This window comes from Paenibacillus suaedae, assembly GCF_032337355.1.
GTDB lineage: Bacteria > Bacillota > Bacilli > Paenibacillales > Paenibacillaceae > Paenibacillus_B > Paenibacillus_B suaedae.
On sequence record NZ_JAVYAA010000002.1, the window covers coordinates 35,725 to 59,835 of the forward strand.

The 24,111-nt window shown below is 44.2% G+C and carries 25 protein-coding genes; 5 read left to right on the forward strand and 20 right to left on the reverse strand.

From position 1 onward, the window contains the following. Window positions 1–223: 223 nt before the first annotated feature. The 7 genes from RQP50_RS08200 to RQP50_RS08230 form a co-directional block, all read right to left on the reverse strand. Window positions 224–1,291 (reverse strand): dihydrodipicolinate synthase family protein, encoded by a 1,068-nt coding sequence (locus RQP50_RS08200; RefSeq protein ID WP_072731201.1) that lies wholly within the window; start codon window positions 1,289–1,291, stop codon window positions 224–226. Beyond that, the gene (locus RQP50_RS08205) at window positions 1,291–2,307 is read right to left on the reverse strand and encodes an NAD-dependent epimerase/dehydratase family protein (RefSeq protein ID WP_315744682.1); all 1,017 of its coding nucleotides are present in this window, start codon (window positions 2,305–2,307) and stop codon (window positions 1,291–1,293) included. The genes RQP50_RS08200 and RQP50_RS08205 overlap by 1 nt, the downstream gene beginning before the upstream one ends. 359 nt (window positions 2,308–2,666) lie before the next feature. Beyond that, window positions 2,667–3,548, reverse strand: coding sequence for a GNAT family N-acetyltransferase (locus RQP50_RS08210; protein ID WP_315744684.1), 882 nt, complete (start codon window positions 3,546–3,548; stop codon window positions 2,667–2,669). Between the two features lie 84 nt (window positions 3,549–3,632). Continuing rightward, a complete protein-coding gene (locus tag RQP50_RS08215) occupies window positions 3,633–4,433 on the reverse strand; it encodes a hypothetical protein (protein ID WP_315744686.1) in 801 nt (266 codons plus the stop codon). A 128-nt stretch (window positions 4,434–4,561) separates the two neighbouring features. Further along, entirely contained in the window at window positions 4,562–5,011 is a 450-nt protein-coding gene (locus tag RQP50_RS08220; protein WP_315744688.1) for a GNAT family N-acetyltransferase, read from the reverse strand. 120 nt (window positions 5,012–5,131) lie between these two features. Then, window positions 5,132–5,695, reverse strand: a complete 564-nt coding sequence (locus RQP50_RS08225; RefSeq protein ID WP_072731187.1) for a histidine phosphatase family protein — start codon at window positions 5,693–5,695, stop codon at window positions 5,132–5,134. Continuing rightward, window positions 5,692–6,348, reverse strand: a complete 657-nt coding sequence (locus RQP50_RS08230) for a GNAT family N-acetyltransferase (protein ID WP_315744690.1) — start codon at window positions 6,346–6,348, stop codon at window positions 5,692–5,694. The genes RQP50_RS08225 and RQP50_RS08230 overlap by 4 nt, the downstream gene beginning before the upstream one ends. Before the next feature lie 185 nt (window positions 6,349–6,533). On the opposite strand from RQP50_RS08230, the gene RQP50_RS08235 reads away from it, so the two are divergent. Then, window positions 6,534–6,617 (forward strand): IS3 family transposase, encoded by an 84-nt coding sequence (locus tag RQP50_RS08235; protein ID WP_072731296.1) that lies wholly within the window; start codon window positions 6,534–6,536, stop codon window positions 6,615–6,617. A gap of 51 nt (window positions 6,618–6,668) precedes the next feature. On the opposite strand, the gene RQP50_RS08240 is transcribed toward RQP50_RS08235, so the two are convergent. Continuing rightward, a complete protein-coding gene (locus RQP50_RS08240) occupies window positions 6,669–8,744 on the reverse strand; it encodes a serine hydrolase domain-containing protein (protein WP_315744692.1) in 2,076 nt (691 codons plus the stop codon). Window positions 8,745–8,796: 52 nt separating this feature from the next. Further along, complete coding sequence (locus tag RQP50_RS08245; RefSeq protein WP_315744694.1) at window positions 8,797–9,966, reverse strand: serine hydrolase domain-containing protein; 1,170 nt, start codon at window positions 9,964–9,966, stop codon at window positions 8,797–8,799. A gap of 524 nt (window positions 9,967–10,490) precedes the next feature. Here RQP50_RS08245 and RQP50_RS08250 point away from each other — a divergent pair. Then, complete coding sequence (locus RQP50_RS08250; RefSeq protein ID WP_174811547.1) at window positions 10,491–10,964, forward strand: pentapeptide repeat-containing protein; 474 nt, start codon at window positions 10,491–10,493, stop codon at window positions 10,962–10,964. Window positions 10,965–11,271: 307 nt separating this feature from the next. Here the strand turns inward: RQP50_RS08250 and RQP50_RS08255 are convergent, their stop codons facing one another. Together RQP50_RS08255 and RQP50_RS08260 are read right to left on the reverse strand one after the other, a co-directional pair. Then, a complete protein-coding gene (locus RQP50_RS08255; RefSeq protein ID WP_315744698.1) occupies window positions 11,272–12,165 on the reverse strand; it encodes a PhzF family phenazine biosynthesis isomerase in 894 nt (297 codons plus the stop codon). Window positions 12,166–12,388: 223 nt separating this feature from the next. Then, entirely contained in the window at window positions 12,389–12,811 is a 423-nt protein-coding gene (locus tag RQP50_RS08260; RefSeq protein ID WP_315744700.1) for a hypothetical protein, read from the reverse strand. A gap of 174 nt (window positions 12,812–12,985) precedes the next feature. On the opposite strand from RQP50_RS08260, the gene RQP50_RS08265 reads away from it, so the two are divergent. Beyond that, entirely contained in the window at window positions 12,986–13,882 is an 897-nt protein-coding gene (locus RQP50_RS08265) for an alpha/beta fold hydrolase (protein ID WP_315744702.1), read from the forward strand. 485 nt (window positions 13,883–14,367) lie between these two features. Here the strand turns inward: RQP50_RS08265 and RQP50_RS08270 are convergent, their stop codons facing one another. Then, window positions 14,368–14,739, reverse strand: a complete 372-nt coding sequence (locus RQP50_RS08270) for a hypothetical protein (protein WP_315744703.1) — start codon at window positions 14,737–14,739, stop codon at window positions 14,368–14,370. A gap of 224 nt (window positions 14,740–14,963) precedes the next feature. Between RQP50_RS08270 and RQP50_RS08275 the strand changes: the two genes are divergently transcribed. After that, window positions 14,964–15,569 carry an undecaprenyl-diphosphatase gene (locus RQP50_RS08275; RefSeq protein WP_315744705.1) on the forward strand — a complete coding sequence of 202 codons (606 nt, stop codon included), beginning with the start codon at window positions 14,964–14,966 and terminating at the stop codon, window positions 15,567–15,569. 119 nt (window positions 15,570–15,688) lie between these two features. On the opposite strand, the gene thyX is transcribed toward RQP50_RS08275, so the two are convergent. The 3 genes from thyX to RQP50_RS08290 form a co-directional block, all read right to left on the reverse strand. Further along, entirely contained in the window at window positions 15,689–16,405 is a 717-nt protein-coding gene (gene thyX, locus RQP50_RS08280; RefSeq protein ID WP_315744707.1) for an FAD-dependent thymidylate synthase, read from the reverse strand. 178 nt (window positions 16,406–16,583) lie between these two features. Beyond that, a complete protein-coding gene (locus tag RQP50_RS08285; RefSeq protein ID WP_315744710.1) occupies window positions 16,584–16,994 on the reverse strand; it encodes a DUF1634 domain-containing protein in 411 nt (136 codons plus the stop codon). Then, window positions 16,991–17,869, reverse strand: a complete 879-nt coding sequence (locus RQP50_RS08290) for a sulfite exporter TauE/SafE family protein (protein WP_174808009.1) — start codon at window positions 17,867–17,869, stop codon at window positions 16,991–16,993. Before RQP50_RS08290 ends, RQP50_RS08285 begins: the two co-directional genes overlap by 4 nt. A 109-nt stretch (window positions 17,870–17,978) precedes the next feature. On the opposite strand from RQP50_RS08290, the gene RQP50_RS08295 reads away from it, so the two are divergent. Further along, the gene (locus RQP50_RS08295; protein ID WP_315744712.1) at window positions 17,979–18,434 is read left to right on the forward strand and encodes an Lrp/AsnC family transcriptional regulator; all 456 of its coding nucleotides are present in this window, start codon (window positions 17,979–17,981) and stop codon (window positions 18,432–18,434) included. A gap of 238 nt (window positions 18,435–18,672) precedes the next feature. Here the strand turns inward: RQP50_RS08295 and RQP50_RS08300 are convergent, their stop codons facing one another. The 5 genes from RQP50_RS08300 to RQP50_RS08320 all read right to left on the reverse strand — a co-directional run bounded on the left by RQP50_RS08300 (window position 18,673) and on the right by RQP50_RS08320 (window position 23,918). Continuing rightward, the gene (locus RQP50_RS08300; protein WP_315744714.1) at window positions 18,673–19,170 is read right to left on the reverse strand and encodes a GNAT family N-acetyltransferase; all 498 of its coding nucleotides are present in this window, start codon (window positions 19,168–19,170) and stop codon (window positions 18,673–18,675) included. A gap of 51 nt (window positions 19,171–19,221) precedes the next feature. Beyond that, window positions 19,222–20,709, reverse strand: coding sequence for an MFS transporter (locus RQP50_RS08305; RefSeq protein WP_315744716.1), 1,488 nt, complete (start codon window positions 20,707–20,709; stop codon window positions 19,222–19,224). 129 nt (window positions 20,710–20,838) lie between these two features. Beyond that, on the reverse strand, window positions 20,839–21,888 hold the full coding sequence (locus RQP50_RS08310; protein ID WP_315744718.1) for a helix-turn-helix transcriptional regulator: 1,050 nt from the start codon (window positions 21,886–21,888) through the stop codon (window positions 20,839–20,841). Window positions 21,889–21,923: 35 nt separating this feature from the next. Then, window positions 21,924–22,586 (reverse strand): DUF1266 domain-containing protein, encoded by a 663-nt coding sequence (locus tag RQP50_RS08315; protein ID WP_315744720.1) that lies wholly within the window; start codon window positions 22,584–22,586, stop codon window positions 21,924–21,926. Window positions 22,587–22,601: 15 nt separating this feature from the next. Further along, the gene (locus tag RQP50_RS08320) at window positions 22,602–23,918 is read right to left on the reverse strand and encodes a hypothetical protein (RefSeq protein WP_315744722.1); all 1,317 of its coding nucleotides are present in this window, start codon (window positions 23,916–23,918) and stop codon (window positions 22,602–22,604) included. Window positions 23,919–24,111: the final 193 nt, after the last annotated feature.

Genomic DNA, 24,111 nt, shown 5'->3' on the forward strand with positions numbered 1-24,111 from the left:
ATTTCCCCCTTTGTATTGTTGCGCATTCCCTACTGGCAGCTTCCAACTTAATTCTCTCTCTCAGTATAAGAAGCAGTCACCATTTAATAAATAAAGCGTTTTCATAAATTGTTCTAATAGACCCTCCTCGGGATAAAAGTTCACGTAAAACCCTTATGCACCAAGGATTCCCCCCGAGTGGAAAATGATAAAGTGGTTGAATTTGATGAAATACAGTTAATGTTTATTCCAGCCATTCCTGTAGATGGGCTGCAACGAATTCGTCATCATGAAGATGCGAATATTGTCTATATACTCGATCGATTTCGTCCGCTTGCCCAGCAGAAAGCGTCTCATTCGGATTCAGGCACCAAATGCCCTTGAGCAGCCCTTGGCGGCGCAGCACTTCATGAATCCCTGGAATACATCCATGAAATTGATGAGCAGTATCGAAAAATGCAGCATTGCAGTCTGTAATCTGTATGTTCCTAGTTAACCATTCCCCAGAGATTTCGCCGCGTTCTCTCTCCTTCTTGATCTCCTCCAGTAATTCGACTGCCTTCTTCGTCCATACAGCCCAATGGCCGAGAAGACCGCCCACAATACGCTTCTCAATTGACTGCCCTCTCACATCGAAGCGGTACGTTGTAAGCAGATCATTAACAATGTTATCGTCATTCCCTGTGTACAATGCAATCTCATCTCTTCTGTCAGAATAGCATACCGCTCGTACAACATCGATGGTCTGATAGCGATTGAAGGGAGCCATTTTGATTGCTACTACATTCGGGATGTCCGCGAATTTGCGCCAAAAATCAAAGCTGAGGACACGCCCTCCAACAGACGGCTGCAGATAGAATCCGATTATCGGCATAATAGCAGAAACCCTCTCAGTACGCTCAAGCAGTTCCTCTTCACTCATGCTGGAGAGCCCTCCCATGCTTAGCAATGCGGCATCATACCCCACCTGTTGTGCCAGTTCCGCTTCCCTCATCGTTTGTTCCGTACTGCCGCACACACCGGCAATCTTCATAAACGGACGTTCTATGTTAGCTCGTTCCACCTCTTCAACGGCCATGCGCAATACCGTCTCAAATAAATCATGCTTAGGGTCGCGAATCTCAAATTGTGTGGAGTGAACTCCTACTGCGATTCCACCTGCTCCGGATGCAATGTAATACCTCGTCAACGCGCGCTGATGGCGTTCGTCCAGCTGATGCTCCTCATTGAGTGCAAGTGGATGCGCGGGAATAACTAAGCCCTGATGGAGAGCCTCATGCAGCGTGTTCGAAAGCTTATTGCGTGTCAGCATCAGAATTTCCCACCTCTCTCCTGAAAATGAGTAGGTTTATTCCATGTTGCCCCTCCAGATTGAACCCATTCCACCACCCAGTCGATCATCTGCAGCAATGATACAGATGGATACCCGAAGCGCTGATGTGACTTCGATGCATTATTCAACAATGCCAGTTCAGACTCTTCCCCCTGAAAATGCACGCTTCTATTGAAGCGCATAGCGAACTGCTCCGCTGCCCATCTCACCGACATCGTCTCTGGCCCTGTGATGTTCATGATGGTCGGCGGACTCGTGCATTCCGTCAAGGAGCGAAGAGCCATTGCGTTCGCATCCCCTTGCCAGATTACATTTGCATGCCCCATACTCAGATTAATCGGACTCCCTTCCATCACAGATTTAGCTATTTCTAACAAGACACCGTAACGGAGATCAATCGCATAGTTCAATCTGTAGAACAGCATTGGGGTATTGTTTTTATGGGCATGGTATTCGAAGATTCGCTCTCGACCTAATGTGGACTGCGCATACTCACCGATTGGTTCTGGTGATACAGACTCATCAGCCCCTCCGCTGCCGATCGGCATGAATGGATAGATATTACCAGAGGAAAACACAACAATGCGAGAGTCCTTGTACTTCTCGGCCACTCTTCCAGGCAGATACACATTCATTGCCCATGTAAAATGCTCCCTTCCCGTAGTGCCGAATTTATTGCCCGCCATATAGATCACGTTCGATGCATGTGGAAGCTTTAACAATTCTCCATCATGAAGGAGATCGCATGCAATCGTCTCAACTCCCGCTTCCTCTAGTTCGCGCTGTACATCGCCTCCAGTGAACCGAGATACTCCGATCACTCGCTTGTTCAGCCCGCCCTTGCGAACCGCATTAACCGCCAGCTTAGCGAGACTTGGCCCCATTTTCCCTCCTACACCAAGAATAACAATATCTCCGTCGACTCTCGCCAGATCTTGAATACATTCATCTGAAGGCTCAGCTAGTCTCTTCTCCAGTTCAAGCACAGATTTCATATCCATCATCCCCCTTCTGGATTTATTCGATTTCACCATCTACGTATGGAACCTGATCCTGCGAAACCGACAAGCTTCCATGAAACCATATATATACCAGACAGAAGATCGTGTATATCATGCTTTTTCCCACATCTTACGTATTTCGGAATAGGGGTATCTCCCAATGTTATACAGCCTAACTCTCGGGCAATTATGAAGGTTGAAAATCATCAAGTAGACGAAATAAATAAAGTGACTCGCGATCAATAGGCACGGGGCGCATGGATCGCAAGTCACTTTTTGAAAGAAGTAAACATAATGGTTTATTTCCATTTGGAAGTAATAACTTTGCTGCATTTCACTCATTTCACGCTTCATTATGCCTGCGCGATTTTAGGGAGCTTTATGTGATCAAGGGATTGAAGACGATTTGGCAACATAAACAAATTATCATCTGATGGTTCTGGGTACTCGACCTTAAACCCACCTTGCTCAGGATGAAATTGATAGTACACCCGTTCCGTCTGCTCAGTTGAAATCTTATTGACAACTTGCGAGAGATCAACTTGGTTCGGAGACAGGACATCGTATAGTTGTATTGAATTTCCATCTTGCATAAAGATAACGACCGCATCTAATTCCTCGATGAAATACAGATCGTTCTCAAACACGTGCAAGCAATACCAAGCGAAGATGCCCTCTGCATGAATAGCGTCACACGTCGAGTATCTTACGTTCCGCGAAGAATAGTATCGCATGACAAGCTCCCAATCCTGAACGTCCATTACGTTCAGCTTCCGCATATGAGGACGATCGCTGTGTGCCTCTAGTGTATTTATCACGGAGTAGAATTCCGGTTCTTGTACTTTATGAAAACCAAACTTCGGATAGAAATCGAGAACCGTTCGATTCGCATATAAGTACATAAAGCTGCATTTTTGCTGATACTCTTCGATTACGATTTCCATTAGCTTTCTAGACAAGCCTTGATTCCGATACGCTTCATCCGTCATGACCGTGCCGATCATAATGGCTTCATGAATCTCACCTTTAACAATGATATCCATTACATTCGCTGACACATTAGCAATGACTCTATCACCATCAGCATAAGAATAACAAATATATCGATCATTCCAGCATCCTCGCTGATACCAATCTTCAAACTGAATACCGAAGGATTCCTGCGCCAATGCATTGAAGCTGACACGGTATTTCTCTATGTCTTTATAATCCTTAATGAATACGAGTTCTTTCATAATAACTCTCCCTCATCGCCTTGTTGATGATATACCATTTAATTATGAACAACAGTGAAAAATAATAAAGTAGATCAAAGAGGATTAAGTACGTCTTTCTATACGCCAAGCAAGCGTAAAGCCGCCTTGAAGCTTATCTCCTGTTACCGTCACATCATAGATCTCCGATTTCTGAGCGTAAAGCTTCACCGAGCTGTCCCCATCAGGCTCCATTCCGACGTGGTTCCCTCGCTCATCCTTTATATGAAAACCGTGCCCTCCGCTATTCTTGTTACGCACGTAAATGGATAGTGTTATCACATCACCTTGGCTGACTTGTATCGGGATTTCATGCTTTCCATGGAAATAATCAAAATCAGCCGTATACGTATTCGCGGTGTGCTCCTCAACCCAGTTGCTTTTCGTTGTGAAATCAATAATCGCAATCAGTAGGAGGATGGAGGGGATAATGACGGAGAAGAGATAGGGAGCAAGCTTCCGGCCGCATATAATTGGATAAGCATATGTTCCCCAGAAAAAGAAAAGGGCGAGGAACGAGCCGAACATTCCGATAAGAAATGAGCTCATACTCACTTCCAGTCCTAGAAAAAAGAGATTTCCCGCTATCGCGTGCAGCAGAATACGTGACAGCACCTTCAGCCTTCCCAGTTTGATCGTGATAAGATCAATGATCACTGAACATGCAATTCCATACCCAAAGAAAATCTTCCAGTAGGCAGAGTTGGCAAACTGTTCTGAATACGCGTACAAATCCATCTTCGGTAATACAAACATAGCAAAGAAAACAAACAAAGAGAAGCCTGCACCTGACAGCTTGGAAAGGATATATGCTGCATATCGATCCCCTCTCGGCTTCTCCATTCTCATCCCGGAATTCGTAATCAATCCGGATCACCTCTTCAACCAATTGATGCAATACCGACTTGAAATCCTAGCTCTATTTAATCTGCATATACCTTGTTTTCCATCCATATAATCTTTAAGTGCATCTCTATGCTGTTCATTCCATGAAGTCATGCATTCGATTCAAATTGATACTTCGCCATCATCTCTCCCCAATCCGCTAACCCTTGTTCAACAAACCCAATACTCGCATACAACTGCTTCGCTCTTTCATTTTCAGGATTGTAACTAATAAAGACTACCCCTGTTCGATCCTCCTTGGATCGAAGCTCATCCATTAACAACTGCAGGGCCTGCTTGCCATAGCCTCTGCTCTGATGCTTCTCATCGATCATGAATCGATAGATCCAGTAGTTGCCGTCATCCGTATCTAGTCCATACATCGTAAAGCCTATCATTTGTTCATCCTTGTAAATTGCCTGCGCCACGAACCCCGGCAAAAATTGCACTTCTGCTATGGAGTACAGATTAGAAGCTATAAACTTGCTTTGTTCCTCCGACGGACGAAGGTTGATGCTCTCTTCCCAATTGTCCTGATCAATATTTTTAAACGTTATCATTGTTGAATGCCCTCCCGATTATTTAGTCGTTCTTCCATAATCGAATGCAAATCACGATCGACCAATGATGCGAATTTTCAAGGTCTCCCTCATTTCTTAGTAGGGGTAATATCAATTCGACTATTTATAATGCCAGAGCTTATCAACTCGTAGAACTCGCATATCCTGAAGCTCAAGCTTATAGATATCTGGCATTGTCGTGGAGGTCCAGAACTCGAATCCATAAGCCGGATCAAAGTAATTCAACATCAACGTCATAATGTCCCCGTGTGTCCCAAATACAATATGCTGTCCTTCATACTTGCTTATCAATTCTTGAAGTACAGCAACTGCTCTTCGCTGAGCGTCACGGCTTGATTCTCCATCAGGAAAAGAAAAATGGAAGTCTGCGTACAACTTACGTTTTGCCTCTTGGAAGCTCAACCCTTCAAATGCACCAATTTGCCGTTCTCTCAAATCCTCGTATATGTGTATAGGACGATTCACAAAATCAGCAAGCGGCTGAATCGTTTGAATCGCCCGAGCATACGGGCTTGATACAAATACATCAATCGAGATATGCTGCATTAATTCGGCAAGTTTCATTGCATCTTGTTCTCCTGCAGCAGATATGCCCCTTGAGCGCTCTTCCCCTTCAACATATGGTGATTCACAATGCCTTACAAAGTAGAGTGTAGTCGTCAGATCATCTCACCCCATTCCATTTGCAAGTTCAGACGATGCCAGTTGTTTCTTGTGTATTTCCAGCCTGCTCTGCCATCCATGCAGGATACTGTTGATACATGAGAATAAACAAGGGTACGAAACCAATTCTGATTACGGTAATTCGATTTGCCAAATTCATGAATAGCCCTCCCTCTGTGATTGAGAACTACACTATAAATGCAGCTCCATCGGGTCATTGCATAGGCTGTACCCGTTCCTTTCATAGAAGGAATACTCCATTCACTAGGCCATACGATGATGAATTCATGCTCCTGCTGCTTCGACCAAGCCTCTATCTCCTTCATCAACCTGCTTCCAATCTGGTTGCCGCGATGCTTTGGTACGGTATATACATTCGTCATATATACAAATGGATTTGTCTTCCGACCAGGTCGAGGGACTTTGTGAATCAATTCCAAGTAGATGTGGGAGATGACACTGCCATCTAATTCAGCGACCCAAATAAACCAGTTTCCCCCTTTCATTGCTTCTAGTAAAAAGGAACGGCACTCCTTGTAAAAATCTTCGTATAGTTCCTCTTCAACCTGCTCTTCGTTATACTCATTCGAGAAATCCCATCGCATTCGAATAAGCTGATCAATGTCTTGTACGCCGGCTAATCTTATATTCATCTTGAGGTTCTCTCCTTATCATGACAAGGCCCAACCAAAAACGAGTTTTCAGTCGGGCCATTTGGTGTCTTACTACACTGAATCATATTCCATTATTATACACTCCAATTGTCAATTCAGATAGAAGGGTTACGTTCAACTTCATTTTCTTGGACGAGCTGTTCCTTCAATGAAGACAAGAATATATTCATTTATATAATCATAATCGACCACAAAGAAAGTTAAAGAAGCTGCCGCCAGTAGAGTACCGACGACAGCTTGCTGCTTAGGTATTTTACCTATGTCGTGCTGGTCTTGTTGAAGATCATTTTGAACTGTAGCTAGTTCAGCGTAACTGTAAATTCCGAGTTTGGCGCGCCAGCAAATACAACCGTTCCGTTCTTCGGCAGTTTTACTTTGTTATTTCCGCTCGCAACAGTAAAGTTGATACTTACTCCCTTCTCATCATACACCGCGAACGAACTCTTCGATGGCAACGCCACGGTCATTGTTTTCCCTGCTGCCGCTTGCGGGATCGTAAACCATTTCGCATGCCCATTTGCTTGCAGCTTAACTTTGGATGATTGACCTGCATCAAGCGGTTTTACCTTGGATTCACTTACATATAAGAAGCCGGCCATCTCCATATATTCATTTCCATCTTCTGTATAGAAACGAGCTTCCGCCGTATCACGCCCACCCATCACGGGAATCTGGAGTTGATGCTTTGCCGTATTCGGACCTGTAATTTGTTTGCTGTCCCAATAGCCCTCATTGAGAGTAATTTGTGTGGTAAGAGGTATTAGTATTCCGAGATAGATCATAGAACTAAATTTCTCGTTCACGAGATAGAACTTGCCATCCTCCCGCTTCGCCCATGCAGCAGCGGTTTTCTTCGGTAGCACATTGTCTTCTAGTTTCTCGGCTAAATAGTTATTCATTGCAGTTTGCTCCAAGCCTGGCGATAGTTCATATTTGCTCTCCCTCAAATACGTTTTTCCATTCTTCTCGGTGACGAAGTTGAGCTTGGAAGTACCCTTCTCATTAATAAAGCTTCCATCCGCCGTATATACATATTTTTCTCCTGGCTTAAGAGGTAAGGACAATTCTCCCTTTTTCGTAATTTCTATTTTGAACTGACTGTAGGTATTCCCGTAAAAGCCCGCTTTCTTTGCCACGTCTTGAGGCATCTTGACCTTGACTGGCTTGCCGAAGGATTTATCCGGCTTTATATCTTTAATTGCACCCTTCTCTTTAAGCGCGGTTAGCAGTAATTTAGTTGCCACCATTTGATTTGTAACGCTGCTACCGCCTGACGACAACACAGCCGCTGCCATCTTCTGTTCTGGAAGCACGACCAGTGCAGCATGTTGCAGTACCGTGTCTCCACCCTTAGCCAAGGCCTTTATCCCATATCTATTAAATGGATATAGTTCTACACTATCCCATCCAAGACCATAGTTAAACACACTATCTCCGTTCTCCGGCCACATTCCTTTTTTATATTCCTCTTGCTCCATCTCCTTGACTGCCTTATTAGAAAGAATTCCTTTTCCCTGTCCCAAAAATAATTGTGAGAATCGCACCACATCTTCTGCCGTGGAAGAGATCCCTCCCGAACCAATCGCATTCAATGATTCAATAGGAAGCTGTCCTTGGTACGTCGGAATATAAAGTCCAGCCCGCTTTTCGTCTTCCCATTTGTCCTGCGGCGTTTTCGTATGATTAAGTTTTAATGGCTCTGTAAACTTTTGATGTAGAAATTCAGTAAAACTCATACCGCTGACTCTTTCTACCAAAATCTCGGCCAGCGTAAAGCCGTCGTTACAGTATACCGAGAACGCGCCAGGGTCGGCCTTCAAGCTTTGGCTGGATAGTTCCCGCAACAAGCTATCATGGGCAAAAGTATCATTATCATTAAATAAAACTACATTATTGAACGACGTACCTGGCAAACCCGAGGAGTGGTTCAACAGCATACGCGGCGTAATACGTTTATACCGCGCATCTTTCATCTTGAAATCAGGAACATAGCGAACAACAGGAGTATCCATATCCACTTTTCCTTCGTCGACCAATTTCATTACAGCCGCAGCTGTATATACTTTACTGGTTGAACCAATCCCGTATAGAGTATCTTTGGTCAGCGGGAGTTTCCCTTCCATATCGTTCTTGCCTGTCTGACCCGACAAAATAATATTGCCATTATCAATTAGCGCATACTGCACGCTAGTCGTCTCATAGGACTTCGTGAGTAGAGCAGCTTTCTCAGCTGCAATCTTCTTCAGTTCTTTGCTAGCAACCTCTTGGCCTGCTACAATTGTAGTCTTACTGCTAGAAGCTGCGATCGCGCCTGTTGGTAGGGTCATCGTTATCGCCAATGTAGCGGCTAATACCCCGGTTAGTTTATTTTTCATGAGAGAATTGCCTCCTTGGATAATGACATAGTTTAACCTTTTTCCTTTTTACCTACTTGCTAAATTCAGCAAGTAAAATATTTTTAAAAAGTTCCGAACTTTTAACTTTACCCATACTGTTCAAACTGATGGCTAACGTATGTCTACCTCCATGTGTACCCCCAGCAAAGGTATCAAATCCTGGAATTCCACCCGTATGTCCCCATATCAAGACACCATTTGGAAGCTTAGTTTCATAGATTCCAAGACCAAATCCATCGATTCCTTCTATTCCTGTAGGAACGGTAGTAAGCATTTGTTTTAGTTGCTGATCTTTTAGTAATTTGCCACCGAACAAGTAAGAAAAGAATTTGTTTAAGTCGTCAGCAGTAGAAATCATCTCTCCAGCCGATTGACCCATACTTGGGTTATAATAAGTAACGTCCTTTGGCTCACTTGCTCCGTCTAGTTGGATATATCCGCGGGGATGCTTGGTGCCTGGAATAACGGTCGAATTGCCAGGTAGGAATGTATCCGACAATTCAAGCGGTTCAATAATCCGATTTTCAATTTCTTCCGCATAGCTGTTTCCGGTTACTTTTTCAATAAGGATACCCAGTAATACGTATCCTGTGTTCGAATAAGACCACCCCTTTCCTGGGGCAAAGTCAGGGGGTAGAGAAATCCCCATACTTACTAATTCTTCAGCTGCATACGATTTTTTTGTATCCATAAGATCAAATTCTTTTGACCTTGAGTATTCAGCGATTCCACTTGTATGGTTCAATATTTGCCGGATCGTAATCTGGCTGCCATCATATCCGTTTCCTTGAATGACACCAGGCAACCATTTTTCAATGGAATCGTCTAGATTCAAGCGGTTCTCTCCAACTAATTGAAGTACAACCGTTGCGGTGAACGTCTTCGTCACGCTGCCAATGCGAAAGCGAAAATCTGTTTTCATTGGTTTATTGGTTCTCAGATCCGCTATCCCAACAGCATAACTCCACGTTTTTCCACCCTCAGAAGTTTTAGCGAGTATCCCCGGGTATCCAAGCTGCAATGTATCCCGCATTGCTTGCTTGACGGAAGAACGATCTCGTTGAATACTTGTTTGTGACGAACTTGATCCATTTTGAGTGGGCTCTGCTTTTACAAATGGGGTTGGCGTTGTGTATAACAGGGAACTTCCAGCTATTAAAAGTGCCAAACTTGCAAATGTAATTGGACTACTTGTTTTCATAGGGCATTCCACTCCTCTATTCATTTTGTATGGGTGGTTGCTTGTTGTTCCGTACTAATTACACTGCTATCATCTCCCCTAACAAAAGGGCAACATGGATCTTATCTAATCCCCTTTCGCCCGTTTTTACATTTTTATCCTACACAATAAAAATTTCTTTTTTCTTATCCATTCCTTACAAATTCCTTACCTGCAAAATAGCTTCAATAAAAGGGTAGAAGGAGCATCTGTGCCCGAAAACGTGAAGCTTTTTCCAATAAATTATTGGCTTTGTTAAACTTTGTTGTTGATACTTGATAATTAAGAACAAATGTTCTATATTAAAGATAATATCACTGCTCGAAGATGGTTTAACCATGGATTTAAAGGAACTGAAAAATCTTGTTCGGCTTTCTGCTTATTCTTGTTAAGCTAACTGGCAGTAGCGTGTGGGAGATACATTGCATTTTTATCGTGTCGGAAATAAAGGTACTCCTAATCAGGTGTCGAATATTTTATAACACCATTAATTGGAGGTTAATAAGATGGAATTAAATGTTGAACATTTAGATTTTGAAATGGCTGATATTTCAAAGTCGAGGTTCCATAAAGTTAAGGCTGAGGAGTTACATTTTGACAATGTTAACTTGGCAAAGACACAAATTAATAATGCGAATTTGAGAAGGATGGCATTGAATGATGTGAACATGTCTGATGGCAGAATCTCAAATGCTAATCTCTCTGGTACTGAAATTAATCATGCTGATCTTAGCCATGTTGTAATTGACCATGTTCAATTATTCGGAACTGAATTTCGTAATATTGTTCTCCCTATGGAGGGGGATGGGAATTACAATCCCAGTGGTGACTACAAACCAATTAGTTTTATGAATTGTGACCTATCTAACGGGCAATTATCCAACTGTAATTTATCAAATCTGGACATTCGTGATTGCGATATATCTGGATTGAAGGTTAATGGAATATTGGTAGAAGACTTATTGAAAAATATGAAATGAATATATTAGTTAGTTAACTAACGGATACTATGGTTCAAAAAACCGCCTTTTCACGCCAAGGCGGTTTTCTTATGGTCAAATATCAACATTAGAATTTAACAAAACAAAATTATTAAACAAAAAGAAACACAGAAGTTTTTCACTTCTATGTTTCTTTTTCCGTCCATAATTATTAAAGATTCGATTTACTGAGAACCTTATTATGAAGTCTCCCCCTATAATGAAATAACCCGACTAAAAAACGAGTTTTCAGTCGGGTCACTTAGTGTTTTATAAGGACGCTTATCATATTCCATTACTATACACTTTATTGGTCAATATCAACGGTTATTTCCTTGACGAATACAGCAGTCCCCTCAATATAAACTTCAATCTGGTCATCATTTCTCACTGCTTGAACCTTAACCCTGCCATCGCGATCCATCTCTTGGCCTTGCTCTACAACGAATTCAGCTGAATTCAGATCTGTGCGCATATATTGCAAGTAATAAGCCCCCATAACCCCGGATGCTGTACCTGTTACAGGATCTTCTACCGTTCCTGAATACGGAGAGGAGAAATGTCTTCCATGCATGAACGCATCAGGATGATAAGTCTCCATACAAAATGGATGAATGGACGCTTTCGGGATTTCTGTCAATATACTCGGGAACATGGTATTCATAGGCTTCATGGCCTTAAACTTCTCAAGTCTCTTAATAGGTACTAGCAGAGTCCATATGCCTGTGCTTCCATAAGCTATAGATGCGGTCAGATCGATATCGTCTACCTGCAATCCGATTGACTCCGCTAATCGCGCGATATCTCCTTGAAAGGGAATAAACTGTGAACTGTTCTGCTTCATTTTGATGTACAGTCGTCCATCAAGGATCGTGAATTCAATCGGTAATATACCTGCCTTCGTTTCGATGTTGATGCTTTTCTTTTCTCCAAAATAGCCCCTCGAATGTAAACAATACAACGACGCTATAGTTGCATGGCCGCATAGATTCATCTCATGCCCTGGGGTAAAATATCGCAATCGAACATCTGCTTGATCCGAATGAAGAATGAATGTCGTTTCATTATATCCGACCTGCTTCGCAATTCGCTGCATGTCCTGCTCGCTTAATGCATATGCATCAAGCACAATACCTGCTGGATTGCCCTTCTGTGGAATTGTAGTGAACGCATCATAGTGAAGAACAGTGATTGAGCTCATGCTATCCTACCTCCTTCAAATTGGTTTTCATTTCGTAGATCATGTAATCTACTGCCTTCTATTTTTCCATGCAAAAAATGATACCACGAACAGAATAGCTGCTGCCAGCAAACCATAGCGGATAATCCGCTCCACCTAACTATACCCTACACCAATCTCTTCATATCAGATATCCTTTCGACCTCTTCAAATGGCAAACCTCTGACCTTCTTTACGAATAAATTTAATCAATATCGTAGATAAGCCATTTCGAGTCGGGATCTTTCCCTTTGATAAATACGTATTGTGACGTGAAATAATCATCGTTGGTCAGCATATCATCAGCTAGGAGAAGGACTTGATATGCCTTCTTCTGCTCTTGGATATGGATGGGAGTGTGCAGCTTCACCGCCTTCAATTGATAGGTCGGCATGCCTGTTATCGGACTATTCGGTGCGATTAGCTTCATATATTCCTCCGCATTGCCCTCATGCAAATATTGCATTCGTTTGTTGATGAGCTGTACAATCTCTTGTTCATCTTGATTCAAGCCCTTCATTTCCAAATACTCAGGGCCAGACTTGGATGTACAGCCTTGAAGTAGAATGAGAAATATGACAAGCCATACAGTCTGAACGACATACCTATTTCTACAGACACGTCCCATTAACCAACACTCCTTCTTTTTTCAAATGCCGAGCAACCACCTACGTCTTCAACCTGACAAAGATCAGCCTCGCCACATCTTCAATTAGAGAATTAAACTTTCTCGCCCCATCTGCATCCAATTTCGATATGTAACGTAACTATAGGATGGTGCTAAGTACGGAGGAGGCGTTCGATGAACAGCATAGTAACGATTTATAAAAGCGAAAAGGGTAAGAGTTTGATTGCGAATCATTATGAAAACTATATACAAGCTTTGCCGTTTCCCGTTGAACGCATGTATCTGAATACGAGCTTTGGCTCAACTCATCTATTAGCTGTGGGACCCACTGATGGAAAACCGTTGTTCCTATTACAAGGGGGAAACTGCATCAACCCAATGACATTGTCTTGGTTTTCTCCATTAACGAGCCAGTATCGAATTTATGCGCCTGATACGATTGGTCATCCTGGGTTTAGTGCAGAAACTAGAGTGTCAGCTAAGGATAATAGCTTCGCCCTATGGCTTCAAGAACTCATGAACGGTCTTGATATCGAGAAATGTGGATTTATAGGCACCTCTTATGGAGCAGGAATCATATTAAGACTAGCCGCCTGTATGCCGCATAGAATAGACTGCGCCGTGCTTGTGTCACCAGCAGGGATACGCTTAGGATCGAAGCTCAAAATGATCAAGGACATCCTTTTGCCACTGCTTCTGTTCCATGCAACTTCCTCAGATCGATACCTTGATAAGCTAACCAATGCCATGTCTGACAACACGATGAAGGCAATAGACAAGAAAATTATTGGAGACATTTTTCGATATGTGAAACTTGAGCAAAATATGCCTAAGCTTACAGAAAAAGAGGAACTCCAGCATTTCCATGCGCCGACTCTTCTTATTACAGGCCGAAAGGACATCTTTTTCCCTGAACGGCAGGTCAATCAAACAGCACGCGCAATCATCCCGAATCTGACCGCAATCAAATCATACGAGATGGGACATTTCCCTTCAGAATCCGATTTGGTCACCATTAACGATGAAATCTCTTTGTTCCTGCAAACTTATTACGTAACGAAATTTACATAGATTCGCTATCGTCGCTTAGGTGGATTATTATGCCTTGTCACAAGAATCCTCCTAAGAGACGCCTTATGGCTCTGGTATTTCTCTCATTCTCGTCTCCAACATTTGAATGAAGATTTCACATCTTCCTCATAGACCATCATCAATATTCACAATTTTCCTTTATCATTCCAATCCATGTCGTTAATGAAACTCGTCCGGAACCTGAATACATGGCTTCCCCTCGATCACTCAGGCTGCAAAGTAATAAGCGACGCTATACTCATACCATTGTTCTCCCCTCAAAAGCGTGGATGTCTGCATGTTCAGTATTTATCCATTTGTTTCTGTATCGTTCTATGACCCGATCATCCCATATTTGAACTTCAATATATCGCTCAGGGCCATAATGACCGTGCGCGTTCCATTGCTGTGGCCAGCCAAACTGTTCAACTACCTGCCGAATACTATCTCGGGTATATACCTTTTTGCGATATGGCTTCCCGTCCTCAACTCGCATCGTATTGAAATAAGTCTCCATAAGTAAAACTAATGGTACTAAGATCGAAATCATCAATATAGATTAGTATTTCTCTTCCCTCTTCATACCACTCCAGCAGCCAGTGGCATTGCCCTAATGTCATATAGTGAGGATATAGCGTCCGAGGATTGCCGCCTTGCTCTACAAACATCATTCTTGCCTGCTTCTCTAATTGACGCCTAATTTGCATGTAATCTTCAGATCGTTTGCTTGCAAAACCTCTTCCATTCTCTCTTAACTCGGACAAGATGCTGTTCGCTTCTTCAATAGACAGTGCAGACAAATTGTGAAATGGCCCTCGTGCGGCTTCGTAATAGTGACACAAAAGATTGAAGTCCATTTTGACAGCCTCCTATTTCAACATAGGAATCATAACAATCGTGTTCCCCATTCGGTTCATATTAGCAAATACGCGATAACCCATAAATAACCAGGTGATTCTGATCAGATTTTTATGTAATATTAAGAATTTATTAAGGAGCAATTAAAGCCCTCTCCCTATACTAAGCATATGGAATAAATACTAGATCTAATTGATATAGGTCACAAGGAGGAAGAACATACGTGTCATTACCCCAATTAAATATTGAAATGTTTCGTGGAATTAACGACTTAGGCAAGCAGCTCTCCTTTCTAAATCCATCTGTCGTATTCATTGCGGAATATACGATCTATCTGTTAGCAGCTAGCATGCTGTTATTTTGGTTCACTCGTACAACAGCCAATCGCATGATGGTGCTGCAGGGCGGATTTGCATTCATTCTCGCAGAGCTCCTTGGCAAAGCGGTTGGAATGTTCCATTCGCATCATCAACCATTTGCGGAACTCCCGCATGTTAGTAAATTAATCGATCACAGCATCAATAATTCATTTCCCAGTGATCATACGATATTGTTTTTCTCCATCTGTGCGTCGTTCTGGCTGATGCGCAAAAAAACAGGCTGGGGCTGGTTGTGGCTCGTGCTGGCGGGTTGTGTAGCGTTATCTCGTGTATGGGTTGGCGTACATTATCCTGTAGATATTGCAGTAGGCGCAATGATCGGGATCTTCTCAGCAGTGCTCGTGTGCTGGTCATCCACTAGATTTGCGTGGCTATCTCGCTTGCTTGATATGTACGAGAGCGTGGAACGACGCTTACTACCAGCGGGCAATAAATCTAAAGGTCTATAAGTAAAGCATTTCATAGAAAATGAGAATGGACGCACCATATTGGAGTAGCCGAATACCAATATGGCTGCGTCCATTGCATACTCTCCTCAAGACCATTTACATGCACTTGATACCTGCATTTACTCCCCAACATCCTGCTTCAAGAGCTCTTGCAAGGAATGTGGGAAAATAGGTCTGCTAAGCTCCAATATCGCCTTCGCGTAAGATTGAATTTCCTTCTGAGCATCATGCTCCAGGCGTTGATTCAAGAAGTGAGCTACCGATTGCAGGGAGGCTGTCCAATACCAGCGCACATACATGCCATAGGAAGGCAGAAATAATCTAGCTTGCTCCGCGCATATGCCATCTTCTAGTGCCGCTTCATACTTGGCAACGCCAAGCTCGATGTAGTTCATCAGCTCGTCCGTGTGCTTCTGCCCGATTTCCCAGGATACAATGTCTCCACTGCCCTGCTTCGAATTCTCAGGCTTGCTTCTCCATTCCCCCTGAGACGGTATGTAGAAGGTAGGATCTTCAGTGATATATCTACGGCTCGATTCATTCCAAGCCTCCAAGCTGTCGCCTGTGCCTTCCATATGGGAAGAACCTATGACATACTTCCACCACTGTCTAGCAACCATAAGCGGCGCGTACACTTCGAACTGCAGCATGACATGTCGAAATGGCGAGGTATGTCCTTCTCTAGCCAGAAATTGAATCAATCGAATATCCCGTTCACTTAGCTCCATCGATTCCTTGGCATAGGATACCCGTGCGGAGTTGACAACCGTCAAATCCGAACCCATCGTGTTGACTAACCGGACATACCCCTTATCTAATACTTGCAGCATAGACATGGCTACCACTCCTATCTAGTAAATGAGACGAAAAGAGAACATCAAGTTTCCACTCAATGCTCTCTTCATTTGGATACATATTCTATTTTAGTATACATGAATCCAAGTGGATGAACAGGTATTTCCTGGCGAATATTATTGACACTTTTCTCTGTTCAGGCACTCCTAACACAATAGATCACCCTGCACTTCCAATGAAAAAGCTGGCGACCAAGATCAAGAACACTGCCATTGTTATTCCTACATACAAATAATCTTGTTCATGCAGAAAAACAAAAATAGAGATAAAGACCCGCAGTACTGGTGTAGCAATGAGCATAAGCAGTCCTGTCAGGATAATCGCATATGACTTCATTGATAATAGACCGGCATAAATTCCTGCCAGACTGGTTGGAAAGGTCTGCTCAGGATATCCACTGTCTCCAGAAATGAGGAACAGTAGCAAGCCAGCAAGGATCACCGCTGCACTAGCCAGTACCCCTACCCGAAGCCACTTGCTGACAACAACCTCTACCGCTTCCGATTTATCATCTCGCAGTTTTACAATCTCGGACTGTTGTACGCTGCCTTCTCGCCCAAGCTCACTCATAGAAGTCCCCCCAATCCCTGTACAATCATCTGAATGGCCACATAAGCCAATACGGGAATAAACCATTTACGAATCGTCTTGCTCTTCATCTTCTGCATGATTCTCGCGCCAGCCGTTGCTCCCATCAGAACCCCCAGCGCCACCGGAGCCGAGATTGCCGGATCAATGTCACCACGGAACAGATAGACCCCCGCGCTTGCCGCGCCCGTAACGCCCATCATGAAGTTGCTCGTCGCACTGGATACCTTAAGCGGGAGCTTCATGAAGACATCCATCGCCATCACTTTGAAGCTGCCGCTGCCAATTCCAAGCAGACCCGATATGACCCCTGCCCCGTACATGACGCCGAATCCGCCGTATACATTGTCCACCTTATACGGAACCGTCTGATTCAACGCCTTATCATAATACTCGCCCTGTAAGCGCAGCTTCTCCGCAACCGGATGCATATGTACATCCTTCGGCAGTTCATCATTCCGCTTCTTAAGCATAGTCCCCGCCGAGTATAGCAGCAGCAGACCGAAGATAATATACAGTACCGTAGGCGCCATGATTCCGCCTAGAAATGCACCGGTTATCGCTCCCACCGTTGTTGCAACCTCCAAGAACATGCCTACTCGCACATTCGTAATCCGATCTCGGATATAAGCGATCGCTGCCCCGCTGGAGGTTGCAATGACCGAAATAATACTTGCGCCAATCGCCGTCTTAATATCAACACCGAACAATAAGGTCAATGCTGGCGTAACTATAATCCCTCCACCCAGACCAAGCACTGCCCCGACGATTCCAGCCAACACGGAGATCAACAGTATTTCAATCGCTAGTAAAGACAACATCCTCTCCCCTTCCGCGCCATGTTCTTCCTCATACATATGTATACACCTTTTTATACATTCGATCAATAGATTGCATCATTAACTTTACATTGTATGTGCTATAATGGGCTTAATAGGACAAGTACAAGTCGAAAGGGTTGATCAAATGCAGTTCCGTAATTTAGACGAAATCGATACACGGATTTTGCAGCTGTTATCCGAGAATGGACGCTTAAGTAATGCGGAGCTTGGACGAATGGTCAACTTGACCCGAGCGGCTGTTCGCGAACGAATCCATCAATTGATGGAGGATGGAATTATTGACCGGTTCACCATTGTCGTGAATCCGCTCAAGGCGGGCAAAACCTTGTCGATGTATTTCGATATTGAAGTGGATTGGGTGAAGCTTCAGCATGTCGTAGAACGGCTAAGATTGGCTGAGGAGATTACGAATGTGTATCAAATGAGCGGCAAGCCGCATCTGCATGTCCATGCACTGCTGGACGACCCGGAGCATGCTGAGCAGTGCTTGAGGATGCTTCAAGCGATAGACGGTATCACTTCCGTCACTAGTGAGGTACTCATTGCGCGGCATAAAGAAAGAGGCGGATTGTTGATCTAAACAAATCTGCAATAAATAAAACATAACTACCAAATAGCCCGCTCAGACAAATAGCTCGTGCATATCAGCCGTTCGTCAAGCGGGCTTTTTCATTTGCATGCTCATCTGTTCACTTCACACTTCCCCACTAAAAAAGCTACTGGTGTATGCAGCGATCCAGAAGCCACAAGCGGGGCGTAAAATTGATGTCGTTATTTTAAAATATTTTTTTTCGGACAACGATTATTGAAACTCTCTTCTACTGAAGCTCAGTGGAGAAGCATTGGATCGGGCCGTCCCAGCCGTTTTCCCGAATCTCTTCATAGTTATCGTTTGTGTACGCTGCAATCACCTTTCTCCAAAAATGCTGCGAAGGTATGTTTTCGTCAATCTGCCCGACCTTCCAAGTTCCCTGAAACCGATCGAACAATGCTGTTGCCGCATACCTTCCTGCACCGGAACGCCGATACTTTTTCATTACGAAAAATTCCGCCATCGAATAAACCGTTCTCTTGTCGTCATCCGTTCCCAACTTCCTTACGAGCGCTAATCCCGCAAGCTTCCCATTCACTCGAATGAAGAAAGGATATCTCCCTTCCTCTGTCCAGTAATGATCCAGATACATATATTCATATAGACCGTTCTCGTTGACGTCCTCAGGATCGTATTCACTGAAATCATATTTATACAGCTCCAGCAAATTGCGAAGCGTAGATTTTTGCTCGTACTCGACCTGATGCAGCGTGACCATACTCATGCCCTGCTCTCCTCCAATTCTAATGGTTTTCTCTCTTACTTCTCTCCATTTTCACAATGTATGCTTCGCTTTTGCCAATCGGTTATTCCGGCTATGATCCGGTAAAAAGCAGAGACAGACGAAAGTCTCCAATGCCAGCCCTCCGCAAGCACCAACTGATACAGAAAATGCGCGTACATAATCAGACAGCTCTGCTTCTACGAGTGCATGTCCAAGTACGCCGGAAAACACAATACCGATCAATGCCACCCCTAGCGAATTCGCCAAGTACATGCAGGTCGTGAATAGTCCTGATCCCGATCCTGCATCCTTCTTCGGAACTGTGCTCAGAACGATATTCGCAAGTGGTGTCGTGACCATGCCAAGACTGAATCCGTACATCCATAATAGGAGAAGATTACGGTAATCAAGCATTGCCCTCGCGTCATACAAGATAGAACCAATCAGCAGCAATATGCATATAGCCATGCCGATCGAGCCGAGCTTCAGTGTACCTATCCCCCATTTTTCTACGAAACGGGAGGATAAAAGAGAGGACAGAAAGAACCCGACCCCCAATGGCAGAAACACCATGCTTGTAGTTTGAACATCCTTATGCAGGCCGTATTGGACATAGTAGCTTAATAGGAAAAAGAAAGCGAACATGCCCAGGTACACGACAAGCACAGCCAACATACCTACGCGAAAGGAAGCATGCCGAAATACATCAAGATTCACCAATGGAAAGGCGTTTCTTCTCTTCGTGCGACACTCGAATACCACAAAAGTAATGAGTACACCAATACCGATCAGCAAGCAAGACCAAACCCACAACGGCCACCCCTGCCTCTGCCCTTCCGATAAAGGATATACAAGCAAAAATAAGCCACTTATGAGCAGAAGTGCACCACTCCAATCAATAGGCTGTTTCTCCCCGCTCGATTCTGGAATGATTGGCAGCAGCATCAGAACCAGCATACCGAATGGAACGTTAACAAAGAACACCATCCGCCAGCCAAGATCGAACAGGTTCCAGTTGACGATAAGGCCCCCAAAAATGAGTCCAAAAGCAAATCCAAATCCAATGATTGCACCATATATGCTGAACGCGATTGCCTTTTCTCGTGGCGGAAAGCTGACCTGCATCGTAGAAAGAACCTGGGGCTGAATGAGCGCAGCAGCCAAGCCTTGAACGATCCGAATGGCAATAAGCAGGGAAGGATCCGAGGTCAAGCCTCCAAGCATGGCCATGATTGTGAACCCGCTCACTCCAATAAGAAGCAGCCGTTTTCTTCCGTATATGTCACCCAACTTCCCGCTGATGATCAAGGCCACCGCCAAGCCAAGAGAGAAACCTGTAACGATTAGCTGCGCTTCAGCGAAGCTTGCGTTCAAGCTGTGCTGCATCGACGGCAGAGCAACCTGAATCATATAAGTGTTCAGTGAGATAAGCAGCGTCGGCAGCAGTACGATAACGAGTGCAATCCATCGTTTCGGATTCCCCTCTATTCGCTGATTACCATCCGTGCGTTGTGATGTAGTTATCAAAATAGGAGACATTACGATTCCCTCCAGTAGTTAGAATCACATGAATACTCTAATTATGAGCCAATCATGTTCACATGCTCTACCTGAAGAGGGAGTCTTTGTCCCTATAGAGGAAATAATTGAAGAACCCTTCTACCTACATTAGGCCAAAGGGTCCCCCTTGCGAAATGAAAGAGTCGCGCCATTCGAAGACGACCTTCGAACTTGATCCTGCTGTTCCAACTGCTTGAGGAACGAGCTTGGATTGCAGCCGTAATGCTTGCGAAAGGCTGCCGTAAAGTTGCTAACATTACTATACCCGACCGCGACGGCTGCTTCCCCTACATTCAGATGCCCCATTTCCATATGCCATATCGCTTTCTCGATCCGCTGCTTGCGCACCAGTTCGAATACTGTTGAGCCGAACAATTCTCGAAATCCTGCTTTCAGCTTGAATTCGTTGATCCCGACATGCTTGGAGAGTTCTCGTATCGACAAGGGCTGTTCATAGTTGTTCATTACAATTTCCCTTGCCTCATGAAGCTTCACGATATCATCGCGTCGAACGATTCGTCTCACTGTTCGATCATGAATTTCGTCAGTCTCTCCGAATAAGGCGAGGAATTCGATAGCTTTGCTCTCCATGTATAGTCGCTTCATCTTTCCCCGATAATTGCACCGAAGCATATCCGTTACACATCGATGAATGTCAGGTGTGACCGAATAGGAGTCAATACTGCCAAGGTGACGATGAAGCAATCTCTCCATGTTCTGCTTCTCGGCCGCATCAGCGGCATAGGCATACAGTTCATCCGGTGAAAATCTCACCTCGACCATATGATGGTGCATTCCTGCCTTTTTCTCCTCATATACCTGCACATCCTCCAACAGCAGCACATTGCCAGACTGCGGTTCCGTATGGCTTGCTTTTCCACCCCATTCGCAATACACTTCTCCGCTCAAACAATAACTCAGTTCAAACAGACGGCATGCCTCCTGAATGTGGAGCCTCATATCTTCCGCATAAGTGACGTCGGTCACCATGATTTCCATACCTTCACGGACGCGCATCCGGATCACACTGCCCGTTCCTATGTGAGGAGGAAGGAACACTCGCTGCTCCCAAGTGCTGCTTTCCATCTCACCATGAATCATTTCAGAATAACGCTCAAAATAATCATGGATGCTGGCTACATGAACCTCAGCTGCCATCTGATCACCTTCTATTCCACCTTGCTAGTAAATCGTCAAGCTAACCCCCACTTCGCCTTATCCATGGCCAATGTGCTCGATCCAAGCAGCAGCGAGGCTCTACTCGTAATGTGAGTCTGCATCTTCATTTCACTATCCGAGGCAAAGTAGCTATTGCCTGCAGCAAAAGCGGCAAGATAGTCTTCCCAGCTCTTGTAGCAGTTCTGTAAATGGTGTGCCGACTTAAGCTTCAACCCCCAGGCTTCATCCTTGGTTAAGTAGCCGTAGGTAATTCCCATATTGCACATATAGATAGCCCAAGCCCCGCCAAACGCCGCAATTTCTCCGGAAGGAAGCTGGTTTAAAAATGCATTGACAATTACGACCTTGGCATGGTCAGGATGATCAACAGAGGATTCCACATAACGCTTGCGAGAGACTTCGTTGCGTGCTGCCAGACTCGTATGCAGCTTCTTGTACTCCTCTCGCAGTCCATCTTCGAGCAGCCACTGAACTCGACTGAGCAATGATTCCTTGTCCGTAACTCCCCAAGCGGCGAACGCCTTCTTCATCGAGCTTCTGCGCAGAATTCGATCCGTAAATGGAAAACCAAACGGAATATAATGATACCCCATCACACTGTCCGTACATACAGAAGAAAGACAACGGAAGTACAGCTCCAGTTGCTTTCTTTGTTGCTTATTGTATTCGCTTGGCATATTGGAGCCCTCCTTCTAGGTAGTCATCATTCGGTAAGTCTTGAACGTCTTCCAACCGTTCCACACCATTACTGCAAGCCACACTACCGTAACGACAAGAGGCACGCTTATAAATAGTTGAAGCCCGACATAGATGAGTAGGTATAGCCAAGTCAAGCGGAGATAGTAGTAGACGAGAAATAATGAAATTTGTTTGCGTGCTTGTCTCTGTCCCTTTTCTTCCACTTCTTGTGCATATCTATATTTGTTAAATAACTTAATACCGTGAACATACCGTAAAATGTCATGAACATTGTCAATGTCATTGGATTGCTGGAGCTTCATACGCGCTTCCTTCAGCTGCCCTAATTGCGTATAACAATGAATGGACAGCATCAACGCATCTTGCTGCTTCTCCTCAATCTGCAGCAAGCGGTTGCAGTCCGCCAAGGCAGCTTCATATTGTTCAAGCTTGTATAGGAGCTGTGCACGGTGCCATCGTCCCTCAAACTCATCGGGTTTCATCGCAATCACTTGATTGAAGCAATCCATTGCTTGCTCCATTTCGCCGATTGCTTCGAAGTATTTGCCGCGCATGAGCTCTAGGTCAGGATCGTCTTGGAACCATTCATGGGCCTCACTCAAATATGCGCCTACCTCTTCCAGTTCTCCTTGCATAAGCATATACTGCGCCATCTCACGCAGGTAGAGATAACGGTCAATATCAAAATCGATGTCCGCATCAATGAAACAATCATAGGTCAGCTCCATCGTACCGTTAACCTGTTCGAATATGTAATCAATGATTTCCCCGGCATGGCGTTCCCTTAATTCTTCCTCATGCTCTAGAAAACGGAAAGTCTTCTCCAGCACGGCCCATACCGCCATCGGAAAATAATGCTTCTCCTCAAGAAACATCACCATTTCATCACGTAACTGCGGATTCTTAATATCCCATTCCGCGTTCTCCTGGAACAAGGCTTTCCAAGATGAAGGCTGGATTCGATTTGTGAAGTTGCTATACAGTTCAGATACTCGGCCTAGAAATACCTGAATCGGATTGGCGGGATACGGATAAGCTGTGCTCACAGCAACCTCTTCTCTTGCACTCGCCATATGTTCATATGGCTCTTCCAACCGTTCACCATGATCGATCTGAGTCATACTGGAAGATGCTGTTGCTGCTGATATTTTGCGCGCCAGCTTCAACGCTACTTCATACGCTTCATGCAGCATTTCTTTCCACTGTGGGTCATTTTCCGGATGCTCTAGCGTCAGCTTCTTCGCATAAGCGCTTGAGATGACAGAATCATCTTCCGTTGGTTCAATCCCTAATACATCCCATACATTCAAGTTACTCCATCCACCTTTCCCTCAACTCCAGCCGTTCCCAATATGCTTTGGTGGCTATTTCAATATTCCGATAGTCAATAGTAAAATCGAAAAACTTCCTTCAACCATTCTTTATTCTACCAATACCACAAGAGATAATCCAATTTATACTAGATTCGAACTAAGTGGGAGCCCCATTTCTCTTTCAAATTTC

What these genes read in the sequence shown, in the direction of transcription:
- RQP50_RS08230 (WP_315744690.1), bottom strand. Translation starts at nt 6,348, where the DNA reads ATGAATATAAGATTAGCCGGCGTACAAGACATTGATCAGCTTATTCGA.
- thyX (WP_315744707.1), bottom strand. Translation starts at nt 16,405, where the DNA reads ATGTCTATGCTGCAAGTATTAGATAAGGGGTATGTCCGGTTAGTCAAC.
- RQP50_RS08220 (WP_315744688.1), bottom strand. Translation starts at nt 5,011, where the DNA reads ATGATAACGTTTAAAAATATTGATCAGGACAATTGGGAAGAGAGCATC.
- RQP50_RS08290 (WP_174808009.1), bottom strand. Translation starts at nt 17,869, where the DNA reads ATGTATGAGGAAGAACATGGCGCGGAAGGGGAGAGGATGTTGTCTTTA.
- RQP50_RS08295 (WP_315744712.1), top strand. Translation starts at nt 17,979, where the DNA reads ATGCAGTTCCGTAATTTAGACGAAATCGATACACGGATTTTGCAGCTG.
- RQP50_RS08260 (WP_315744700.1), bottom strand. Translation starts at nt 12,811, where the DNA reads ATGGGACGTGTCTGTAGAAATAGGTATGTCGTTCAGACTGTATGGCTT.
- RQP50_RS08240 (WP_315744692.1), bottom strand. Translation starts at nt 8,744, where the DNA reads ATGAAAAATAAACTAACCGGGGTATTAGCCGCTACATTGGCGATAACG.
- RQP50_RS08300 (WP_315744714.1), bottom strand. Translation starts at nt 19,170, where the DNA reads ATGAGTATGGTCACGCTGCATCAGGTCGAGTACGAGCAAAAATCTACG.
- RQP50_RS08305 (WP_315744716.1), bottom strand. Translation starts at nt 20,709, where the DNA reads ATGTCTCCTATTTTGATAACTACATCACAACGCACGGATGGTAATCAG.
- RQP50_RS08265 (WP_315744702.1), top strand. Translation starts at nt 12,986, where the DNA reads ATGAACAGCATAGTAACGATTTATAAAAGCGAAAAGGGTAAGAGTTTG.
- RQP50_RS08285 (WP_315744710.1), bottom strand. Translation starts at nt 16,994, where the DNA reads ATGAGTGAGCTTGGGCGAGAAGGCAGCGTACAACAGTCCGAGATTGTA.
- RQP50_RS08210 (WP_315744684.1), bottom strand. Translation starts at nt 3,548, where the DNA reads ATGAAAGAACTCGTATTCATTAAGGATTATAAAGACATAGAGAAATAC.
- RQP50_RS08250 (WP_174811547.1), top strand. Translation starts at nt 10,491, where the DNA reads ATGGAATTAAATGTTGAACATTTAGATTTTGAAATGGCTGATATTTCA.
- RQP50_RS08315 (WP_315744720.1), bottom strand. Translation starts at nt 22,586, where the DNA reads ATGCCAAGCGAATACAATAAGCAACAAAGAAAGCAACTGGAGCTGTAC.
- RQP50_RS08310 (WP_315744718.1), bottom strand. Translation starts at nt 21,888, where the DNA reads ATGGCAGCTGAGGTTCATGTAGCCAGCATCCATGATTATTTTGAGCGT.
- RQP50_RS08255 (WP_315744698.1), bottom strand. Translation starts at nt 12,165, where the DNA reads ATGAGCTCAATCACTGTTCTTCACTATGATGCGTTCACTACAATTCCA.
- RQP50_RS08200 (WP_072731201.1), bottom strand. Translation starts at nt 1,291, where the DNA reads ATGCTGACACGCAATAAGCTTTCGAACACGCTGCATGAGGCTCTCCAT.
- RQP50_RS08270 (WP_315744703.1), bottom strand. Translation starts at nt 14,739, where the DNA reads ATGGACTTCAATCTTTTGTGTCACTATTACGAAGCCGCACGAGGGCCA.
- RQP50_RS08245 (WP_315744694.1), bottom strand. Translation starts at nt 9,966, where the DNA reads ATGAAAACAAGTAGTCCAATTACATTTGCAAGTTTGGCACTTTTAATA.
- RQP50_RS08205 (WP_315744682.1), bottom strand. Translation starts at nt 2,307, where the DNA reads ATGAAATCTGTGCTTGAACTGGAGAAGAGACTAGCTGAGCCTTCAGAT.